Below are 17,409 nucleotides of genomic sequence, written 5' to 3'. Positions count from 1 at the left end.
TCCCCGTGCCAAGCTGTCCCGCATGGACAACGCTACCGGCTACCGGCGATCGGCCGGTTCGGCCCGCGGCGAGGCCCGGCGCCGGGAGCTGCTGGCGAGGATCACCGACGACGTCGCCGAGAACGGTCTCGTCGACTTTTCGCTGCGGCGCGCGGCGAAGTCGGCCGGGACCACGCACAAGGTGCTGCTTTACCACTTCGACGGCGTCGAGGACCTGCTCCGGCAGGTGGTCTTCTCCCTGCGTGAACGGCGAATCGGCAACGCGCTGACCGCGGTCGCCGCCTCGTCGTCGACGCTGGCCGGCCGGGTCCGCGCGGCCTGGGAGAGCCTGCGCGACGAGGAGACGCAGCTGCGGCGCGTGCTCGACCAGGCGATGGGCCTGGCGATGTACGACCCGGGCCGGTACGCGGCGCTCGGCCACGGCGCGTCCCAGCAGTACCTGCCCACCCTGGTGTCGTTCTGCCCGGTGGAGTGGCCGGACCAGCGGAAACACGAAGTCGCGTCGATGATCCTCGCGACGCTGCGCGGCTTCCTCGTCGACCTGCTGACCAGCTCGGACGGCACCGGCGCGGCCGCCGGGTTCGCGGCGCTGCTGCGCGCGGTCGAACGGGAGGAGACGGCTTCCTGAGCCTCGACAGCTTGCGAACCACGTGGTTCACTTCTGCTCGGGGGAACTCACTGGGAGGCCGGGATGCAGGTCGAGCTGTCCGCGGGAACCGTCGAATACACCGACACGGGCGGGCCGGGTCCGGTCGTCGTCTTCGTCCACGGCCTGCTGATGGACGGCACGCTGTGGGACGGCCCGGTCACCGGGCTGCCCGAGCACCGCTGCGTCGTCCCGACGCTGCCGCTGGGCGCGCACCGGCACCCGATGCACCCGGACGCGGACCTGTCGCTGCCCGGGATCGCGGCCCTGCTCGCGGAACTCCTCGAGCGCCTCGACCTGAGGGACGTCACGCTGGTCGGCGTCGACACCGGAGGCGCGCTGGTGCAGCTGCTGATGGTGGCGGGCGAATCCCGGGTGAGCCGCGTGGTGCTCGCGTCGTGCGACGCGTTCGACAACTTCCCGCCCGGGCTCACCGGCAAGACGCTCTTCCTGGCCGGGAAGCTGTCGCCGGGGCTGTTCGGGGTGTTCATGCAGCAGATGCGGCTGCGCGCGGTGCGCCGGCTGCCGATCGCGTTCGGCTGGCTGACCAAGCGCGGTGACGCGGTGTCCGCCGGCTGGATCCGGCCGCTGCTGAGCCAGGCTTCCGTCCGCCGCGACACGGTCCGCGTGCTGCGGGCGGCGGCCGAGACGCCGGACATCCTGGTGGAGGCGGCGGAACGGCTGCCGTCGTTCGACCGGCCGGCACTGGTGGTCTGGGCCCACGAGGACCGGGTGATGCCCCCCGAGCACGGTGCGCGGCTGGTCGCGTTGCTGCCCAAGGGAAAGCTCGTCGAGGTCGACGACAGCTACACGCTGATTCCGCTCGACCAGCCGGCCGAGTTCGCCCGGCTGGTCCGGGAGTTCACAGCCGGCTGAGGCCGTGGAGGATGCGCTCCATCAGCTCGAGGCTCGGCCGGTTCCCCGACCCCTTCCGGGCGCTGTGCACGGCGACGATCCCCCGGTCCGCCAGATCGGACAGCAGGACGCGCGCCACCCCCAGCGGGATCCGCCGCCGCGCGGCGACCTCGGCGACCGACTGCGAAGTGCGCAACAGCGCGCAGATCTCGGTCTCCTCCTGCGTGCTCCCCCGCACCACGGCCCGCCCGCGCTGGGTGATCGACACCAGCGTCTCGACCGGCAGGTCGCGGGTCGGGCGTGTTCGGCCATGGGTGCGGAAGTACGGGCGGACCATCCCCGCACCGCCTTCTTCGAGCACGGACCCCCAGTGCACAGCCAGCTCCTCACGGCGATTAATCCTTGTCGGCGATTATTTGACCGAAAGATCGAGTAGGCCGCAATCGACCGAACAGAGCAACGCCGGAAAAAGCGCAGGTCAGAACCTTCTGGGCGGAGCGGTACTGCCGCGAAGGACTAGTTGGGTCCCAAGAATCGACGGCGATGTCGCGATTTTTCCACCGGACAATCGCGTCACGAGGAGCCGCCCGGCCCGCTCGCCCAGCTCGGCGACGGGCTGCGCGACCGTGCTCAGTTCGAGCAGGTCGGCCAGGTCGTGGTCGTCGAACCCGAGCACCGAGACGTCCTCCGGCACCCGCAGCCCGGCGCGGCGGAGCGTCCGCAGCGCGCCGAACGCCATCTCGTCCGACGCGGCGAACACGGCGGTCGGCCGGCGGGGCAGGCCGAGCAGGGCGCCCATCGCGCGTTCCCCGCCCGCGACGGTGAACCCGCCGGCGGTCTCGAACGCGGCTTCCGGCTCGCGGCCGTCCTCCCCGCACACCGCGTGGTAGACCTCGCGGTACGCCGCCAGCCGCCGCAACGGCGTCGTGAACCCCAGCGGGATCGGATCGCTCTCGCCGATGAACGCGATTTCGCGGTGACCCAGCTGGACGAGGTGTCGCATGGCCGTGACGGCGGCCGCGTGGTCGTCGATCCCGACGGAGTCCGCGCCGGGCTCCTCGGTGCCGATCGTGACGAGCGGGACGTCGAGGCCCAGCAGCAGTTCGCGTTCCGCCTCGGTCAGGGGGAGGGAGAGCACGAGCACCGCGTCGACCCGGCGGCGCACCGGCAGGGTCGCGAAGAACCGCTGACGGCCCGGGTCGTCGCCGAGGTTGTAGAGCAGCAGGCTGGTCCCGGCGTCGCGCAGCACCCGCTCGACGCCGGAGATGATCCGCGCGTAGTACCAGCGGTCGACGTAGGGCACGATCACGCCGACCGTCCCGGTCCGGCCGGTGGCCAGGCTCGACGCGGCAGGCGAGATGGCGTACCCGAGCTCCGCGGCGGCCGCGAGCACCCGGGTCCGCGTGCCGTCGGCGACCCCGCGCACCCCGCGCAGGGCCCGCGACACGGTCGCCGCCGAGACGCCGGCGAGCCGCGCCACGTCGTCGAGCTTCTCCGGCATCTCCTGCCCCATTCGTTGCAAGCGCTTGCAACCGTTCGCGTCCCTGCCATTGACAGTGCCCTTCATTGAGGCTAATCATCGATGCAAGCGCTTGCAATGCGTCGCCTGTCCGGCAAGGAGGCCGACATGCGCCAGCTCCTTCCCCTCACCGGTGCGACCCTGCTCGCCGCCACCGCGCTGGCGGCGTGCTCCTCGGCCGCCGGCCTCACGATCAACCTGTACATCTCGCCGGAGGATCACCTCCAGACGGTGGTCGACCGGTGCACGCAGGAGGCCGCGGGCCGGTACAAGATCGTCTACAACAAGCTGCCGCGCGGCGCGGACGGCCAACGTGAACAGATGGTCCGGCGGCTCGCCGCCGGGGACACGTCACTGGACGTGCTCGGCCTCGACGTCACGTGGGTGCCGGAGTTCGCCGAGGCGGGCTGGGCGCAGGAGTGGACCGGCGCGAACGCGGCGGCGGCCACCCGGGACGTGCTGCCCGGGCCGCTGGCCACCGCCAAGTGGAACGGAAAGCTTTACGGCGCCACGAAGAACACGAATGTCCAGCTGCTCTGGTACGACGACCGGATCACGCCATCGCCGCCGAAGACGTTCGACGAGCTGATGTCGCAGGCGCAGCAGCTGAAGGCCGCCGGGAAGCCGTACCAGGTCGTGTTCACCGGCGCGCAGTACGAAGGCCTGGTCGTCTTCTACAACACGCTCGTCGCCTCCGCGGGCGGCCACATCCTCTCCGACGACGGCAAGTCCGTGGTGCTGGACGACGGTGCCGTCCGCGCGCTGGAGCTGCTGAAGAAGCTCACGACGGCGGGGATCACGGACCCGTCGCTGACGAACCAGAAGGAGGACGACATCCGCCAGGCGTTCCAGCGCGGCCAGGCGGCGACCGAGCTGAACTGGCCGTTCGTCTACGCCTCCTACGCCAAGGAGAAGCCGCAGGACCTGACGCACTTCAAGTGGACGCGGTACCCGTCAGTGGTGGCGGGCCGGCCCAGCCGCGTCACGATCGGCGGGTTCAACCTGGCGGTCTCCACGTACTCGCAGCACAAGCCGGAGGCGTTCGAAGCGGCGCTGTGCCTGCGCAACGCGACTTCGCAGAAGTATCAGGCCCTGGTCGACGGTATCCCGCCGAGCATCGCGTCGATCTACCGCGACAACGCACCACTGGACCCGGCCAAACCGCCGGACGCGAAGGAAAACCCGACGATGGCCGACCAGTACCCGATGAAGGGCGACATCCAGGCGGCCCTGACGAACGCGGCGGTCCGCCCGCTGACCCCGGCGTACCAGAACCTCTCGACGGTGATCTCGAAGGTACTGTCACCCCCGGCGGAGATCGACGTCCAGGCCACGGCGACCGAACTGCGCGACCGGTTGACGGACGCACTGAACTCCAAGGGCATCATCCCGTAGGCATTCCCGCCGGGGCGGGGTCGTGGGTGGGGAACGGCCGGACTTGGCCCCGTTCCCCACCCACCACTCACAGGCGGATGGGTTTCTTGTTCATGAACTCTTCGATACCCAGCGGTCCCAGCTCCCGTCCGATGCCCGACCGCTTGATCCCACCGAACGGCAGGTCCGCCTCCGACCCACCCGACTTGTTGAGGTAGACCATCCCCGCCTCGATCTGCCGGGCCACGCGGACCGCTCGTTCGCGGTCCGTGCCGAACACGCTCGCGCCCAGGCCGAACGGCGTGTCGTTGGCCAGTGCGATCGCCTCCTCCTCCGTCTCCGCGCGGAAGACCAGGACCACCGGGCCGAAGATCTCCTCGTGGTACGCCGCCATTTCCGGCGTCACGTCGGTGAGGACCGTCGCCTCGAGGTATGCGCCCGGGCCCGGCACCCGGCGGCCGCCCGCGCGCAGGGTCGCGCCTTCGCGGATCGCCGTCTCGACCTGGGCCGCCACCTCGTCGGCCGCCGCGATCGTGGCCAGGGGCGGCAGTGTCGTCGACGGGTCGGCCGGGTCGCCCGGCACGTAGTACTCCGCGACGCGCTTGGCGAGCCGGTCGACGAATTCGTCGTAGAGCTCGCCCAGCACGATCATCCGCTTGGGCGCGTTGCACGACTGGCCGCAGTTGCGCATCCGGGCGGTCGCGGTGACCTTGACCGTCTCGTCGAGGTCGGCGGTGTCCAGCACGATCAGCGGGTCGGACCCGCCCAGCTCCAGGACGCACCTCTTGAGGTTCCGCCCGGCTTCGGCCGCGACGGAGATGCCGGCCTGCTCGCTGCCGGTCAGCGAGACGCCGACCAGGCGCGGGTCGGCGAGCATCCACGGGACCTGCCGGCTCGACGCGAACACGTTCACGTAGGCATCCGACGGCACGCCGGCGTCCCGCAGCACGCTCTCGATGGCCGCCGCCGAGCGCGGGCAGATCGACGCGTGCTTGAGCAGGATCGTGTTGCCCAGCACCAGGTTCGGCGCGACGAACCGGGCGACCTGGTAGGCCGGGAAGTTCCACGGCATGACCCCGAGCAGGGCCCCGATCGGCTCCTTGGTCAGCACGGCCTCGCCGCTCCGGATCGGGATCGGCTCGTCGGCCAGCAGCTGCGGGCCCTGCTCGCCGTAGTACCGGAAGATGTCGACGACGACGCCGACCTCGCCGCGGCCTTCGTTGATCCGCTTGCCCATTTCGAGGGTCATGACCGCGGCCAGCTCGTCGGCGCGTTCGGCGAACAGCTCCGCCGCGCGCAGCACGATCGCGGCCCGTTCGGCGATCGGCCGGGCGCGCCAGGCCGCGAACCCGCCGTGGACGCGATCGATCGCGGCGCGGACCTCCTCGTCGGTCGCGTTCGGGATCTCCTCCACGAGTTCACCGGTGGCGGGGTTGGTGACGGAATACATGGCGGTCTCCTCTGCCCACGGTAGCCTACTGCATACTGTATACACCATGAGATCCGTGATCGACACCCGCGCGGCGGTACCCGTCACCGGGTGATCGACTATCGTTCTCCCATGACGCTGGAACTCACCGGCGGATCCGCTTTCTCCGCCCTGGCAAGGAAAACCGGCCACTGGACCCGCCGCTACGCGGGCGGCGCGGTGACGTTCGGGTGTCCCGGGCGGGCGTCTGAACGCGCCCCGCGCGTCTGGAGCAGCCGCGGTCTCGGCCTGCCGGAGCCCGAGCTGCCGGGATTCGCCGCGCAGCTGCGCCGCGTCATGAAGCACGAGGCGTACTGGATCGCCCGGGCCGCGTGCGCCGATGGCCGCGCCGGCGACGCGGCACGCTGGTCACCAGGGCGCTACGACGACGAAGACGGCTTTGTCTACTTCGCGGGCCCGTGCACGCACGGTGATCCATGGCCGGGATACCGGCCCGCGGAGGAGTTCACCATCACGCTGCCGCACGTCCGCGGGCTGCGGATCCGGGTCGCCGCCTACCTGGCGGCGGAGTGAGCTGAACCGTCGTGGACGACGCTTTCCTGCCATCCGACGCGGTGTCGTTCACGAACGCGGGGATCCGCCGCGCCCTCCGTGCGGGAGCGGTCGCCGCGGTGGTGAGCGGGATACCGTCGACCGCCCATGCCCTCTTCACCGGTCGCGACGTGCTCGCCGCGACCCGCGCCGCGGGCACCCTGCTCCCCGGCCGGCGCGACCGGCCCGGCGTCGCCGCCGGGCTGGTCGCGCACGTGCTCGTCTCGGCCGCCTGGACCGGGGTCCTCGCCGCGACCGCCCGCCGCCACCGCCTCGGTGCGTTGCGGGGCGCGGCGGCCGGACTGGTGATCGCGGCGCTGGACCTGGGCGTCGCCGGCCGGGCCTACCCGACCGTGCGGACGCTTCCCCGCGTCCCGCAGGTCCTGGACCACCTGGTCTTCGGCGCCGTCACCGGCGCGCTCCTGGACCGTCCACAAGGGACGGATCAGGGCACGACCTGGACGAGGTCACCGGGCTGCAGCGCGTTGTAGAACGTCACCGCGGACGCGTGCGAAAGGTGCACGCACCCGTGCGACTTCACCTTCAGGCTGCCCTGGTGGAACGCCACGCCGGTGGTCGTGAAGAACACCGAGTACGGCATCGGCCCGTGGAACTGCTTGCTGTAGTGGTCGATGTCCTTGTACTGCACGTGGAACGTCCCGAGCGGGGTCGGGTACTTCGCCAGCCCGACCGTGATCGGGACCCCGCCGTAGGTGACGTGGCCGGCGCCGTCCGTCAGCCACGCGGTATTCGAACTGCGCTGGACGCAGGCCTTCGCTTCGGCACTGCACGGCGTCGACGCCGCTTCGGCCGTACCGGCGAAAGCCATGGTCCCCGCCATCGCGGCGACCCCGCCCAGTAGTGCGATCATCCTCCGGTTCATCGTGTGCCTCCCGTGGTCGTTCGGCTACGCGATGTAGGATGCCCCGTTTCCCGATCTTCGAACCGCTATCGAGGTTGCGACAACTGGAGGAACTCGTTCTGCTCGCGGTCATAGCGCTGGGTCAGGCCATTGCCGTAACGGTCCCACCAGTTCGCCGTGTGGCCGCCCTGGCGCGTGGTCGTGTCGCCGTAGATCTGCCGGTCGTACTCGATGCGCGCGTCGTGGAACTCCTGCTGGAACTGCTCGGGCGTGAGGACCTGCGCGTGCTGGACCGCCGCGTCGCTGATCGTGTTCGAGCTGCGGACGATGTCGTCGCCCGCCATGTGGTTGAGGATCGCGCGGACGCCGCCGGCGCCGCGCATGTGCGCGCCGGACATGACCGCGGCCTGGGCGCCGGGATCGGTGAAGTTGAGCGCGCCCGCGGTGCGCGCGTTCGCGGTCATCAGGTCCGAGACGACCGCGCGTTCCTCCGCGCTGCCGATGCCGTACTGCTCGCGCGCGGCGATGATCCGGTCGTAGCCGTTGTGCATGTTCTGCCGGAAGCCGTACGCCTCGGGCACGCCGCCCTGCTCACCCGTCGCGCCTTCGGAGCGCATGATCGAGTCGACGACGCGGGGGTCGAGCTGCGGCGGTGCCGCCGCGGCCGCCGCTCCCCCGCCGCCCTGGGCGGTCTGGGCGGTCTGCCGGCCGCCACCGTAGGCCTGCGCGACGTCGGAGTCGGCCGCGTTGTAGCCGTTCGCGGCCGTCTGGACGTTCTGGTTCACGTTCGTGATCAGGCTCAGGAACTTCTGCAGCGCGCTGCCCAGCGAAGAGTGCAACGCCGAGTTCGCGGCGGCGACCCCGCTGCCGATGCCGGCGAACGACATCGCGTCCAGCACCAGGCCTTCCAGGTCACGGGTGGTCGACAGGAAGGACGACCCGACTTCTTCGACCGCCTTGGCGACCGTCCCCATTTCGGTGGTTTCGGCGCGGTAGGCCCCGGCGCTCATGGTTCGCTCCCTCCGGACACCGGCTGTGCGCGTCGAGAATTCCCCACCGGGCCGCGCCGCCCCACGGCCGAATTACCCACTGGCCGACTCTCAGCTGTCGTTCATCTTCCGTTCACCCTGGGTTCTTCTGGTGCGGTACTAACCCGTCATGACTACCCAGACGCTCGACACGATCGCGTCCGAACAACTCGACCTGCAGCTGCACGTGGTCGAAGACCGCTTGCGCCAGGACTACACGGGCCTGGACCGGGGCTCGGTCCACTCCCTCGTCGAACAAGAGCGGCAGCGCTTCGGCGAAGCGCGGATCCACGCCTTCGTCCCGATCCTCGTCGAACGGGCCGTCCGTGCGTCCTTGGCGGACCCGGCGGGCCGGCACCGGCGCTAAAGTCGGGAGATGGACAAGCCCCAGGACGACCCGAACGTCGTGGACGGCGAACTCGTCGACGAGACGCCGACCGCCGCCCTGGCGATCCCTTCGCCGCCGCTGCCGGACCCGGACTACAGCGAGGGCGGGGTGCCCAGCTTCGACTTCGTGCGCGACAAGATCGAGAACCGCTACACGACGTCGCTGGGCGCCGCCGACGTCGCGGGGCTGGGCACCGAGAACACCGCCGAAGCGCTCGACAAGAAGATCGCCGACCGCGACCAGGCGGCCAAGGACCGGCTCGCCGAGATCCGCCGCTCGATGCGCGGCGAGTAGCCCGACCGCACCGGACGACCCGCGTACCGGGACCGACGACGCGGCGGAACCTCGACACCGAGCCCTGTCGTGCGGCTGGGCACGCGAGCCGACCGCCCAAGCGCGCAAGCCGACCGCCCAGGCACGCGAGCCGACTGGCTCGGTAGACGAGTCGACTGCCCAGGCGCGCATGCCGACCGCCCGGGTACGCAAGCCGACCGCCCAAGCGCGCGAGTCGTCCATCCCGGTACGCGAGTTGGCAAGCTGGGTACCTCGGTGTCAGCCGGGTAGCCAGCGCATCTCGACCGGCTGGCTGGCGGCGATCGCCGTCAGGCGGTTCGGGAACACCCGGAACCGGTCGGCGAGTCCCGTCAGGCGCACCACCCGGGCGGCGACGCTGCCCGGGGTGATGATCAGGCAGCCGGCGATCCCGCGCTCCTGGCAGCACTCCATCGCCTCCAGCAGCCCCCGGACGCCGCGCGCCGACAGGAACTCCAGCGACCCGAGGTCGAGCACCAGCAGGTGCGGCTCCGGCAGCTCGCAGATGGCGGCTTCGATCACCGTCGTCCACCGCACCACGGTGGCGATGTCCAGCTCGCCGCGGATCTCGACGACCAGCACGCCGCTGGTCCGTTCCGCGACGGCCGGGTTCCGGTCGCGCATGGAGCGCCTCCCCGGGGCCGGATCGGGGCGGCCCCCGGGCCATCGTCCCACTCACCGCCCCGTCATCGCGCCCCGGAACGCAAAACCGAGACGCCGTCCGCGCAGACGGTCCAACGGGCAGGGCCGTCCGGCTCAGTGTCCACTGTGGAGGCTCAGCCGCGCCAGCCACTCCCGCAACACCGTCACCTCGGCCGCCGTCAGGTCGCCCGGCACCGTCTCGGGCAGCCGGGCGGCGAGCGCCGTCGCCGTGGCCGCGACGCCGTCGGCCTCCGGCCGGTCCTCGGCGAGGACGCCCGCGAGCACGCTTTCCCGCACCCGCACCGAAAACCCGGGGACCGGGTAGAGCTCCGGGCGGGTGATCATCGACAGCGCGACGCCCGCGTTGGCCGCCATCACCATCTGCGCGGCGAGCGGCGGCGGCAGCTTCAGCCGTCCGGCGGCCGCGCAGCGCTCCAGGACCGCGAGCAGCAGGGCGTGTGCCTCGGCCGCCGCGCCCGGCGGCGTCGACAGGCCCGAGTACATCAGGCGGTAGTGGTGGGGGTGGCCGAGCGCGAACGCGACGTGGTTGTCCCAGCCGTCGCGCAGGTCGCGCACCGGGTCTTCGGACGGCTTCGCGGCCCGCTTGCCGTCGAGGTACTGCTCGAACCCGCGGTCGACGACGGCGGCGAGCAGGCCGTCCTTGTCGCCGAACTGGCGGTACAGCGCGGGCGCGCCGACGCCCGCGGCCTCGCAGACCGCCCGGGTGGAGAAGTCGGCCGAGCGGGACAGCAGGTCGGCGGCCGCCTCCAGGATCCGCGTTCGAGAGTCCACGAGAGGGACGCTAGCAGCGGGTATCAGCGATATCAAGCATGGGGTAGCGCCGGTTCGCCGCTTCTGTTAACGTCGATTACGCAAGGACGACAACACCGATAACACGAAGGACACGACATGCCGTTCGCCAACTTCAAGGTCCCCGCCGGCACCCTCACCCCGGAGCAGAAGGAGCTGCTCGTCACCCGCACCACCGACCTGTACGCCGAGATCTACGGCGACCGCGCCCGCGCGAACACGATGGTGCTGGTCGAGGAGGTCGCCGACGGCGGCTGGGGCATCGGCGGCGACGTGCTCACCCTGGCGAAGCTCCAGGCCGGCTGACGTCAGGCTTCCGTAATCCCCGCGTGGAATCATCGGCTGACCACCGAAGTTGTACAGGTGGCAGCACCACACGAGGAGAAGGAGTGACGCCGTGACCACGTCAACCGAGAGGGCCGTCCTGGCCGGCGGCTGCTTCTGGGGCATGCAGGAGCTGTTCCGCCGTCAGCCCGGGGTGATCTCGACCCGGGTCGGTTACAGCGGCGGCGACGTCCCGAACGCCACCTACCGCAACCACGGCACGCACGCCGAGGCCATCGAGGTGGTCTACGACCCGGCGCGGACGACGTTCCGCGACCTGCTCGAGTTCTTCTTCCAGGTGCACGACCCGACGACGAAGAACCGCCAGGGCAACGACATCGGCCTGAGCTACCGGTCGGCGATCTTCTTCGAAAACGACGAGCAGAAGCGCGTCGCCGAGGACACGATCGCCGACGTCGACGCCTCCGGGCTCTGGCCGGGCAAGGTCGTCACCGAGGTCGCCCCGGTGGGCGACTTCTGGGAGGCCGAGCCGGAGCACCAGGACTACCTGCAGCGCATCCCGAACGGGTACACGTGCCACTTCGTGCGCCCGGGCTGGAAGCTCCCGAAGCGCGAGAAGACCGCCTGACCCGCTCGTACCACGAAGGCCCCTTCGCCGATTCCCGGCGAAGGGGCCTTCGTCGTTTCGGATGCGAGAAAGATCACCCGAACGGCGGTGATCTCCGCTCAGTCCTGAGTGGACAGTCAGGCCCGGCGATCCCAAAAGCGAGTAATGTCTGTTTTGAGAAGTATTGCGTTCAGTAGATAAGACCGTACGTTAGTCGCTTGTTCACGAGCCTTCGGCGCCGGATTCTGGTTTCCGCCAAGCAGCACCGTTTTCCCGTCCCCCGTTCTCGGCCCGGCCTGTACCGGGCCGGGTTCGCCCTGCCCGGAGGAGATCCTTCGATGCAACTGAGACGTCCCCTCGTCTTGGCCGCGAGCGGCGCGCTGATCGCCGCGATGTGCACGACCACCGCCGCCCAGGCCCAGCCCACGACCCCGAACGCCACCCCCGACGCCCAGACCCTGGCCGTCAGCGCGGCGGCCGGTCTCGTGGCCGGCAGGCCCGCCGCGCTGCACGCCAGCTCGGACGACGTCTTCCTGGCCCAGAAAGCGATTTCCGCCACCAACGGGCTCAAGTACATCCCCTACGAGCGCAGCTACAAGGGCCTGCCGGTCGTCGGCGGCGACTTCGTCGTGGCGACCAACTCGACGGGCCAGGTGCTCGGCACCTCCGTTGCGCAGGACCAGACGATCAACCTCGCCTCGACCACCGCGAAGGTGACGAAGGCCGCGGCCGAGGCGACCGCGCGGCAGCAGCTGTCCGCCGTGGACAGCGTGAGCCCGGCGCAGCAGGTCGTCTACGCGCTCGGCACGCCCGCCCTCGCGTGGAAGAGCACCGTCGTCGGCCGCGACGCCGAAGGGCCGAGCCGGCTCGACGTCATCGTCGACGCCGCCACCGGCAAGGTGCTCCACACGCAGGAGCACGTCATGAACGGTGACGGCACCAGCGCGTGGAACGGCCCGAACCCGGTGCACCTCGACACCACGCACTCGGGCAGCACGTACACGATGAAGGACCCGGCCATCACCAACACGTCCTGCCAGGACGCGGCCAACAACACCACCTTCAGCGGCCCGGACGACTCCTGGGGCACCGGCAACGCGACCAGCCGGGAGACCGGCTGCGTCGACGCGCTCTTCGCCGCGCAGACCGAGAACAAGATGCTCTCGCAGTGGCTGGGCCGCAACAGCTTCGACGGCAACGGCGGCGGCTGGCCGATCCGCGTCGGCCTGGCCGACGAGAACGCCTACTACGACGGCACCCAGGTCCAGATCGGTCACAACTCGCAGAACCAGTGGATCGGCTCGATCGACGTCGTCGCGCACGAGCACGGCCACGGCATCGACGACCACACCCCGGGCGGCATCTCCGGCAACGGCACGCAGGAGTTCGTCGCGGACGTCTTCGGCGCCTCGACCGAGTGGTTCGCGAACGAGCCGGCGCCGTACGACACGCCGGACTTCCTCGTCGGCGAGCAGATCAACCTGGTCGGCTCCGGCCCGATCCGCAACATGTACAACCCGTCGGCGCTGGGCGACAAGAACTGCTACGACAGCTCCGTCCCCAGCGGTGAGGTGCACGCGTCCGCCGGCCCCGGCAACCACTGGTTCTACCTGCTGGCCGAAGGCACCAACCCGACCAACGGCCAGCCGACCAGCCCCACGTGCAACAGCTCGACGATCACCGGCCTCGGCGTGCAGAACGCGGTGAAGATCTTCTACAACGCGATGCTGCTCAAGACCACCGGCAGCTCGTACCTGAAGTACCGCACCTGGACGCTGACCGCGGCGAAGAACCTGTTCCCGGGCAGCTGCACCGAGTTCAACACCGTCAAGGCGGCGTGGGACGCGATCAGCGTGCCGGCGCAGTCGGGTGACCCGACGTGCTCGGCGACCGGCACGGTCACCGTCTCGAACCCGGGCAACCAGTCGACCACGACCGGCTCCGCGGTGAACCTGCCGCTGTCGGCCTCGGGCGGCACCGCGCCGTACACCTGGTCGGCCACCGGCCTGCCGGCCGGCCTGTCGATCAACGCCTCCACCGGCACGATCTCGGGCACCGCGACCACCGCGGGCAGCTCGAGCGTCACGGTGACGGCGAAGGACGCGGCGAACAAGACCGGCACGGCGTCGTTCACGTGGACCGTCGGGACCACCGGCGGCTGCTCCGGCCAGAAGATCGTCAACGGCGGCTTCGAATCGGGCAGCGGCAGCTGGACCGGCACGACCGGTGCCATCGGCCAGTGGGCTTCCTCTGGTGAGGCGGCGCACGGCGGCACCTACAGCGCCTGGCTCGACGGGTACGGCTCCACGCACACCGAGTCGGTCGCGCAGTCGGTGAGCATCCCGGCCGGCTGCCACGCCAGCCTGACGTTCTACCTGCACATCGACACGGCGGAGACGACCACCACGACCGCCTACGACAAGCTGACCGTGACCAACGGCAGCACCACCCTCGGCAGCTACTCCAACCTGAACAAGGCGTCCGGGTACGCGCTCAAGACGATCGACGTCTCGTCGGCCGCCGGCGGCACCCTCGCGCTGAACTTCAGCGGCACCGAGGACAGCTCGCTGCAGACCTCGTTCGTCATCGACGACGTGGCCGTCACCCTGAGCTGACGCTGGACCGTTGACGCGGGGAGACCGGGCGACCGATCTCCCCGCTTCTTCGTTTTCCGGAGCAGAATCGGCGCATGGATGCCGAAACGCTGCGCGCGACCCAAACGCCGTTGAAGGAGCAGTATCGGGAGCGGCCCGAAACCGCACTCGTCACGCTGCACGCGGACGCCGAGCTTGCCGCTCTCGGCATCTCCTGCAAGGTCGAAACCGGCCGCGCGGTCGTCGAAGCCGGGCTGCACCCGGCGACCGGCGGCGACGGCACCCTCGCCTGCTCCGGCGACATGCTGCTCGAAGCGCTCGTCGCGTGCGCCGGCGTGACACTGCGGGCGGTGGCGACGTCGCTGGGCCTCGAAGTGCGCGGCGGCCGGGTCCGGGCCGAAGGCGATCTCGACTTCCGCGGCACCCTCGCCGTCGCGAAGGACGCGCCGGTGGGCTTCCGCGCGATCCGGCTGTCGTTCGCTTTGGACACCGACGCTGCCGAAGACCAGCTCGCCACGCTCGAGAAGCTGACCGAGCGCTACTGCGTGGTGTTCCAGACGCTGCGGACGCCGCCGGAGTTCGCCGTCACGCTCGCGGCGAAGTAATTTCCCCTCAGGGAGAAACCCGGAGGACAAAGCAGACAGCGTGGCCTAGCTTGGCGGTGTCACCGAGAGGGGAACCGCCATGCCGGAACCGGACAGCGCCGTCCAGGTGCGCGGGCTCGTCAAGACCTACGGTTCGACCCGCGCGCTCGACGGCGTCGACCTCGACATCCCGGCCGGGCGCGTGCTCGGCCTGCTCGGCCCGAACGGCGCCGGGAAGACCACGACGGTCCGCATCCTGACGACGCTGCTGCGGCCGGACTCCGGCGAGGCGCGCGTGGCCGGCTACGACGTCCTGACCCAGCCCGACGAGGTGCGGCAGCGGATCGGGCTGTCCGGCCAGTACGCGGCCGTCGACGAGAACCTCACCGGCTTCGAAAACCTCTACATGGTCGGACGGCTCTACGGACGGCGGAAGTCCGCGGCCCGCTCGCGCGCCCGCGAGCTGCTGGCGCGGTTCGCGCTCGAGGAGGCCGCCGACCGGCCGGCCAAGGGCTATTCGGGCGGCATGCGGCGGCGGCTCGACCTCGCCGGGGCGCTGGTCGCCGAGCCGACCGTCGTCGTCCTCGACGAGCCGACCACCGGCCTCGACCCGGGCGGGCGGCTCGACACCTGGGGCGTCATCAAGGAACTGGTCGCCGACGGCACGACCGTGCTGCTGACCACCCAGTACCTCGAAGAGGCTGACCAGCTCGCCGACTCGATCGTGGTGATCGACCACGGCCGGGTGATCGCGCGCGGCACGGCCGACGAGCTCAAGGCCCAGATCGGCGGCGAGCGGCTGGAGCTGGTCGTCGCCTCGGCCGCGGACCTGCCGGCCACCCTCGAGGTGCTGCGCGAGGTGGGCACCGGCGAGCCGTCCGGCGACGACCACACGCGGCGCGCGGAGATCCTCGTCGACACCGGGCCGAAGGCGCTCATCGAGGCGTTGCGCCGGCTCGACGGCCAGGGCATCGCCGTCCAGGACGTCGCCCTGCACCGGCCGACCCTCGACGACGTCTTCCTGTCCCTGACCGGCCACGGCGCCGAGCCGGCCGAGGAGGTGGCCAAGTGAACACGCTCGCGAAGGGCATTTCCGACGGCGGCATCATCACGTGGCGCAACCTGATGAACGTCCGCCGCAACCCCGACTGGCTGATGGCCGCGACCCTGCAGCCGATCATGTTCGTGCTGCTGTTCGCCTACGTCTTCGGCAACGCGATCGGCGGCGAAGCGGGCGGCGCGGCCTACCGCGAGTTCCTCATCGCGGGGATCTTCGCCCAGACGGTGGCGTTCAACTCGGCGTTCACCGTCATCGGCTTCGCCAACGACCTGCAGAAGGGCATCATCGACCGGTTCCGCTCGCTGCCGATGTCCCGCATCGCGGTGGTCCTCGGCCGGACGACGTCCGACCTGGTGGTCAGCGTGGTGGCGCTGGTCGTGATGTCGGCGTGCGGGCTGATCGTGGGCTGGCGCATCCGCGGCAGCTTCGGGGACGCGCTGCTGGGCTACCTGGTGATGCTGATGTTCGCGTGGGCGCTGTCCTGGGTGGGCGCGCTGATCGGGCTGGCGGCGCGCAGCGTCGAGGTGGCGCAGAGCCTCGGCCTGATCTGGATGTTCCCGCTGAGCTTCATCTCGTCGGCGTTCGTCCCGACGCAGACGCTCCCGCCGTTCCTCAAGGCGATCGCGGACTGGAACCCGTTCACGGCGGTGATCAACGCCACGCGCGACCTGTTCGGCAACCGCTTCGGCGCACCACCGTCGGGCTGGCCGGCGGAGAACGCGGCGTTGTACGCGATCCTGTGCTGCGTGGCGATCATCGCGGTGTTCGCCCCGCTGGCGACGGCGAAGTACCGGCGGGTGGCGAGCAAGTAGGACGGTCCGAAGAGGACTGCGTCAGTCCTCTTCGGACAGTTCCACGATCGGGATGACCCGCTTGGCCTGCCGAGCCTTCGCCGCGTGGTCGGCCAGGAACGGGTAGTGCTTCTCCAGCTCCGTCCACGTCCGCACGTAGTCCGCGCCCAGCAGCGGCAGCGCTTCCGCCGCGAACTTCCGGCCGTCCACCTCCACCGTCACCCGCGGGTCCTCCGCGAGGTTCAGGTACCAGTCCGGGTGCTTCGGTGCCCCGATGTTGGACGCCACCACCAGCAGCCGCTCGCCGTCGCGGTGGTACATCATCGGGACCGTGCGGGTCTCGCCCGTGCGGCGGCCCGTCGTGGTGAGCAGCAGCAGCCGCTCCCGGTGCATCCCGTCGACCTCGCCGCCCGCCCGGAACTGGTCGATCACGCGGCGGTTCGTCTCGCGGACGTCCATCGTCACTGGTCGTAGTAACGGGTCGGCGGAGGCTCCTGCTGCGTCCACTGCCGGGTCGGCGCCGGTTTCTGCTGGCTGCGGCGCCGGTGCAGCGTGCGGGCGCTCGCCGCCATGCTGTTGACCACCGCGGCGATCACCAGCCCGATGACGAGGTTGATCGCGGCCGTGGCGATCTTCGCGCTCGGCGCGACGGTCAGCGTCAGCGGCAGGACCACCGCGATCAGCGTCACCAGCACCATGATCCAGCCGAAGAACTGCGACGGGGCGGGCGTGGCGACGCTGAGCAGGTGCATCAGCCCGGTGGCGAGCAGGGCCACCGCGGCGGCGACCAGCGCGTACGTCGTGGTGCTCGCGTTGCCCCAGACGCCCTCGCCTTTTGGGGCCAGCACTTCGACTTCGAAGACCCCGCGCGCGATCAGCAACCCGACCACCGCGAGCAGGGCCGCGATCACCGCCGTCGCCACGCCGCCCGCCCACAGGCGGCGCGCGTCGATCCCCGGGCGGACGTCCTGGGGCTGGTTCCCGTAGTAGTCGGCCATCAGAGCCTTCCTAGGTCGGCAGCGCCTCTCTCCT

General features: G+C 70.6%; 22 protein-coding genes. 13 read left to right on the top strand and 9 right to left on the bottom strand.

The window, feature by feature from the left end; all coding sequences use genetic code 11:
- The first annotated feature begins 22 nt into the window (after positions 1-22).
- Together OG738_RS28440 and OG738_RS28435 are read left to right on the top strand one after the other, a co-directional pair.
- Positions 23-628, top strand: coding sequence for a TetR/AcrR family transcriptional regulator (locus OG738_RS28440; RefSeq protein ID WP_329045449.1), 606 nt, complete (start codon positions 23-25; stop codon positions 626-628).
- 63 nt (positions 629-691) lie between these two features.
- Positions 692-1,522, top strand: a complete 831-nt coding sequence (locus OG738_RS28435) for an alpha/beta fold hydrolase (RefSeq protein ID WP_329045448.1) — start codon at positions 692-694, stop codon at positions 1,520-1,522.
- On the opposite strand, the gene OG738_RS28430 is transcribed toward OG738_RS28435, so the two are convergent.
- Positions 1,509-1,877, bottom strand: a complete 369-nt coding sequence (locus OG738_RS28430; RefSeq protein ID WP_329045447.1) for a DUF742 domain-containing protein — start codon at positions 1,875-1,877, stop codon at positions 1,509-1,511. The genes OG738_RS28435 and OG738_RS28430 overlap by 14 nt on opposite strands.
- 102 nt (positions 1,878-1,979) lie before the next feature.
- A complete protein-coding gene (locus OG738_RS28425) occupies positions 1,980-3,002 on the bottom strand; it encodes a LacI family DNA-binding transcriptional regulator (RefSeq protein ID WP_329045444.1) in 1,023 nt (340 codons plus the stop codon).
- Positions 3,003-3,128: 126 nt separating this feature from the next.
- Here OG738_RS28425 and OG738_RS28420 point away from each other — a divergent pair, with 126 nt between their 5' ends.
- A complete protein-coding gene (locus OG738_RS28420; protein WP_329045443.1) occupies positions 3,129-4,415 on the top strand; it encodes an ABC transporter substrate-binding protein in 1,287 nt (428 codons plus the stop codon).
- 67 nt (positions 4,416-4,482) lie between these two features.
- Here the strand turns inward: OG738_RS28420 and OG738_RS28415 are convergent, their stop codons facing one another.
- Positions 4,483-5,844, bottom strand: a complete 1,362-nt coding sequence (locus tag OG738_RS28415) for an NAD-dependent succinate-semialdehyde dehydrogenase (RefSeq protein WP_329045442.1) — start codon at positions 5,842-5,844, stop codon at positions 4,483-4,485.
- A 111-nt stretch (positions 5,845-5,955) separates the two neighbouring features.
- Here OG738_RS28415 and OG738_RS28410 point away from each other — a divergent pair, with 111 nt between their 5' ends.
- Together OG738_RS28410 and OG738_RS28405 are read left to right on the top strand one after the other, a co-directional pair.
- Complete coding sequence (locus tag OG738_RS28410; protein WP_329045440.1) at positions 5,956-6,396, top strand: hypothetical protein; 441 nt, start codon at positions 5,956-5,958, stop codon at positions 6,394-6,396.
- A gap of 11 nt (positions 6,397-6,407) precedes the next feature.
- A complete protein-coding gene (locus OG738_RS28405) occupies positions 6,408-6,905 on the top strand; it encodes a hypothetical protein (protein ID WP_329045439.1) in 498 nt (165 codons plus the stop codon).
- On the opposite strand, the gene OG738_RS28400 is transcribed toward OG738_RS28405, so the two are convergent.
- Positions 6,860-7,297 (bottom strand): L,D-transpeptidase, encoded by a 438-nt coding sequence (locus tag OG738_RS28400; RefSeq protein WP_329045436.1) that lies wholly within the window; start codon positions 7,295-7,297, stop codon positions 6,860-6,862. The genes OG738_RS28405 and OG738_RS28400 overlap by 46 nt on opposite strands.
- 65 nt (positions 7,298-7,362) lie before the next feature.
- Positions 7,363-8,286 carry a hypothetical protein gene (locus tag OG738_RS28395; protein WP_329045435.1) on the bottom strand — a complete coding sequence of 308 codons (924 nt, stop codon included), beginning with the start codon at positions 8,284-8,286 and terminating at the stop codon, positions 7,363-7,365.
- Between the two features lie 148 nt (positions 8,287-8,434).
- Here OG738_RS28395 and OG738_RS28390 point away from each other — a divergent pair, with 148 nt between their 5' ends.
- Positions 8,435-8,671, top strand: coding sequence for a three-helix bundle dimerization domain-containing protein (locus OG738_RS28390; RefSeq protein WP_329045434.1), 237 nt, complete (start codon positions 8,435-8,437; stop codon positions 8,669-8,671).
- A 9-nt stretch (positions 8,672-8,680) separates the two neighbouring features.
- A complete protein-coding gene (locus OG738_RS28385) occupies positions 8,681-8,986 on the top strand; it encodes a hypothetical protein (RefSeq protein WP_329045432.1) in 306 nt (101 codons plus the stop codon).
- A gap of 258 nt (positions 8,987-9,244) precedes the next feature.
- Here OG738_RS28385 and OG738_RS28380 read toward each other — a convergent pair whose 3' ends face one another.
- The gene (locus OG738_RS28380) at positions 9,245-9,628 is read right to left on the bottom strand and encodes an STAS domain-containing protein (protein WP_329045431.1); all 384 of its coding nucleotides are present in this window, start codon (positions 9,626-9,628) and stop codon (positions 9,245-9,247) included.
- A gap of 132 nt (positions 9,629-9,760) precedes the next feature.
- Positions 9,761-10,438 (bottom strand): TetR/AcrR family transcriptional regulator, encoded by a 678-nt coding sequence (locus tag OG738_RS28375; protein WP_329045429.1) that lies wholly within the window; start codon positions 10,436-10,438, stop codon positions 9,761-9,763.
- A gap of 117 nt (positions 10,439-10,555) precedes the next feature.
- On the opposite strand from OG738_RS28375, the gene OG738_RS28370 reads away from it, so the two are divergent.
- From OG738_RS28370 to OG738_RS28345, 6 genes are all read left to right on the top strand, one after another.
- The gene (locus OG738_RS28370; protein WP_329045427.1) at positions 10,556-10,762 is read left to right on the top strand and encodes a 4-oxalocrotonate tautomerase family protein; all 207 of its coding nucleotides are present in this window, start codon (positions 10,556-10,558) and stop codon (positions 10,760-10,762) included.
- 91 nt (positions 10,763-10,853) lie between these two features.
- Entirely contained in the window at positions 10,854-11,369 is a 516-nt protein-coding gene (gene msrA, locus OG738_RS28365; protein ID WP_329045426.1) for a peptide-methionine (S)-S-oxide reductase MsrA, read from the top strand.
- A 317-nt stretch (positions 11,370-11,686) separates the two neighbouring features.
- Positions 11,687-13,963 carry a M4 family metallopeptidase gene (locus OG738_RS28360; protein WP_329045425.1) on the top strand — a complete coding sequence of 759 codons (2,277 nt, stop codon included), beginning with the start codon at positions 11,687-11,689 and terminating at the stop codon, positions 13,961-13,963.
- 74 nt (positions 13,964-14,037) lie between these two features.
- On the top strand, positions 14,038-14,547 hold the full coding sequence (locus OG738_RS28355; RefSeq protein WP_329045423.1) for an OsmC family protein: 510 nt from the start codon (positions 14,038-14,040) through the stop codon (positions 14,545-14,547).
- A 79-nt stretch (positions 14,548-14,626) separates the two neighbouring features.
- Positions 14,627-15,598, top strand: coding sequence for an ATP-binding cassette domain-containing protein (locus OG738_RS28350; protein WP_329045421.1), 972 nt, complete (start codon positions 14,627-14,629; stop codon positions 15,596-15,598).
- Entirely contained in the window at positions 15,595-16,398 is an 804-nt protein-coding gene (locus tag OG738_RS28345) for an ABC transporter permease (protein ID WP_329045419.1), read from the top strand. Before OG738_RS28350 ends, OG738_RS28345 begins: the two co-directional genes overlap by 4 nt.
- Before the next feature lie 21 nt (positions 16,399-16,419).
- Here OG738_RS28345 and OG738_RS28340 read toward each other — a convergent pair whose 3' ends face one another.
- The gene (locus tag OG738_RS28340; RefSeq protein ID WP_329056865.1) at positions 16,420-16,836 is read right to left on the bottom strand and encodes a nitroreductase/quinone reductase family protein; all 417 of its coding nucleotides are present in this window, start codon (positions 16,834-16,836) and stop codon (positions 16,420-16,422) included.
- A gap of 2 nt (positions 16,837-16,838) precedes the next feature.
- A complete protein-coding gene (locus tag OG738_RS28335) occupies positions 16,839-17,375 on the bottom strand; it encodes a DUF6069 family protein (RefSeq protein ID WP_329045418.1) in 537 nt (178 codons plus the stop codon).
- Between the last annotated feature and the right edge of the window lie 34 nt (positions 17,376-17,409).

The organism is Amycolatopsis sp. NBC_01488, assembly GCF_036227105.1.
In the GTDB taxonomy this organism is placed as follows: domain Bacteria; phylum Actinomycetota; class Actinomycetes; order Mycobacteriales; family Pseudonocardiaceae; genus Amycolatopsis.
The sequence above is the reverse complement of the archived record's forward strand: the minus strand, read 5'-3'. Positions and strand labels throughout refer to the sequence as shown.

Excerpts from the sequence above, each read along its gene's own strand:
- OG738_RS28420 (WP_329045443.1), top strand. The coding sequence starts at position 3,129 with ATGCGCCAGCTCCTTCCCCTCACCGGTGCGACCCTGCTCGCCGCCACC.
- OG738_RS28380 (WP_329045431.1), bottom strand. The coding sequence starts at position 9,628 with ATGCGCGACCGGAACCCGGCCGTCGCGGAACGGACCAGCGGCGTGCTG.
- OG738_RS28340 (WP_329056865.1), bottom strand. The coding sequence starts at position 16,836 with ATGGACGTCCGCGAGACGAACCGCCGCGTGATCGACCAGTTCCGGGCG.
- OG738_RS28395 (WP_329045435.1), bottom strand. The coding sequence starts at position 8,286 with ATGAGCGCCGGGGCCTACCGCGCCGAAACCACCGAAATGGGGACGGTC.
- OG738_RS28355 (WP_329045423.1), top strand. The coding sequence starts at position 14,038 with ATGGATGCCGAAACGCTGCGCGCGACCCAAACGCCGTTGAAGGAGCAG.
- OG738_RS28415 (WP_329045442.1), bottom strand. The coding sequence starts at position 5,844 with ATGTATTCCGTCACCAACCCCGCCACCGGTGAACTCGTGGAGGAGATC.
- OG738_RS28410 (WP_329045440.1), top strand. The coding sequence starts at position 5,956 with ATGACGCTGGAACTCACCGGCGGATCCGCTTTCTCCGCCCTGGCAAGG.
- OG738_RS28350 (WP_329045421.1), top strand. The coding sequence starts at position 14,627 with ATGCCGGAACCGGACAGCGCCGTCCAGGTGCGCGGGCTCGTCAAGACC.
- OG738_RS28435 (WP_329045448.1), top strand. The coding sequence starts at position 692 with ATGCAGGTCGAGCTGTCCGCGGGAACCGTCGAATACACCGACACGGGC.
- OG738_RS28360 (WP_329045425.1), top strand. The coding sequence starts at position 11,687 with ATGCAACTGAGACGTCCCCTCGTCTTGGCCGCGAGCGGCGCGCTGATC.
- OG738_RS28335 (WP_329045418.1), bottom strand. The coding sequence starts at position 17,375 with ATGGCCGACTACTACGGGAACCAGCCCCAGGACGTCCGCCCGGGGATC.
- OG738_RS28425 (WP_329045444.1), bottom strand. The coding sequence starts at position 3,002 with ATGCCGGAGAAGCTCGACGACGTGGCGCGGCTCGCCGGCGTCTCGGCG.
- OG738_RS28390 (WP_329045434.1), top strand. The coding sequence starts at position 8,435 with ATGACTACCCAGACGCTCGACACGATCGCGTCCGAACAACTCGACCTG.
- OG738_RS28370 (WP_329045427.1), top strand. The coding sequence starts at position 10,556 with ATGCCGTTCGCCAACTTCAAGGTCCCCGCCGGCACCCTCACCCCGGAG.
- OG738_RS28440 (WP_329045449.1), top strand. The coding sequence starts at position 23 with ATGGACAACGCTACCGGCTACCGGCGATCGGCCGGTTCGGCCCGCGGC.
- OG738_RS28400 (WP_329045436.1), bottom strand. The coding sequence starts at position 7,297 with ATGAACCGGAGGATGATCGCACTACTGGGCGGGGTCGCCGCGATGGCG.
- OG738_RS28385 (WP_329045432.1), top strand. The coding sequence starts at position 8,681 with ATGGACAAGCCCCAGGACGACCCGAACGTCGTGGACGGCGAACTCGTC.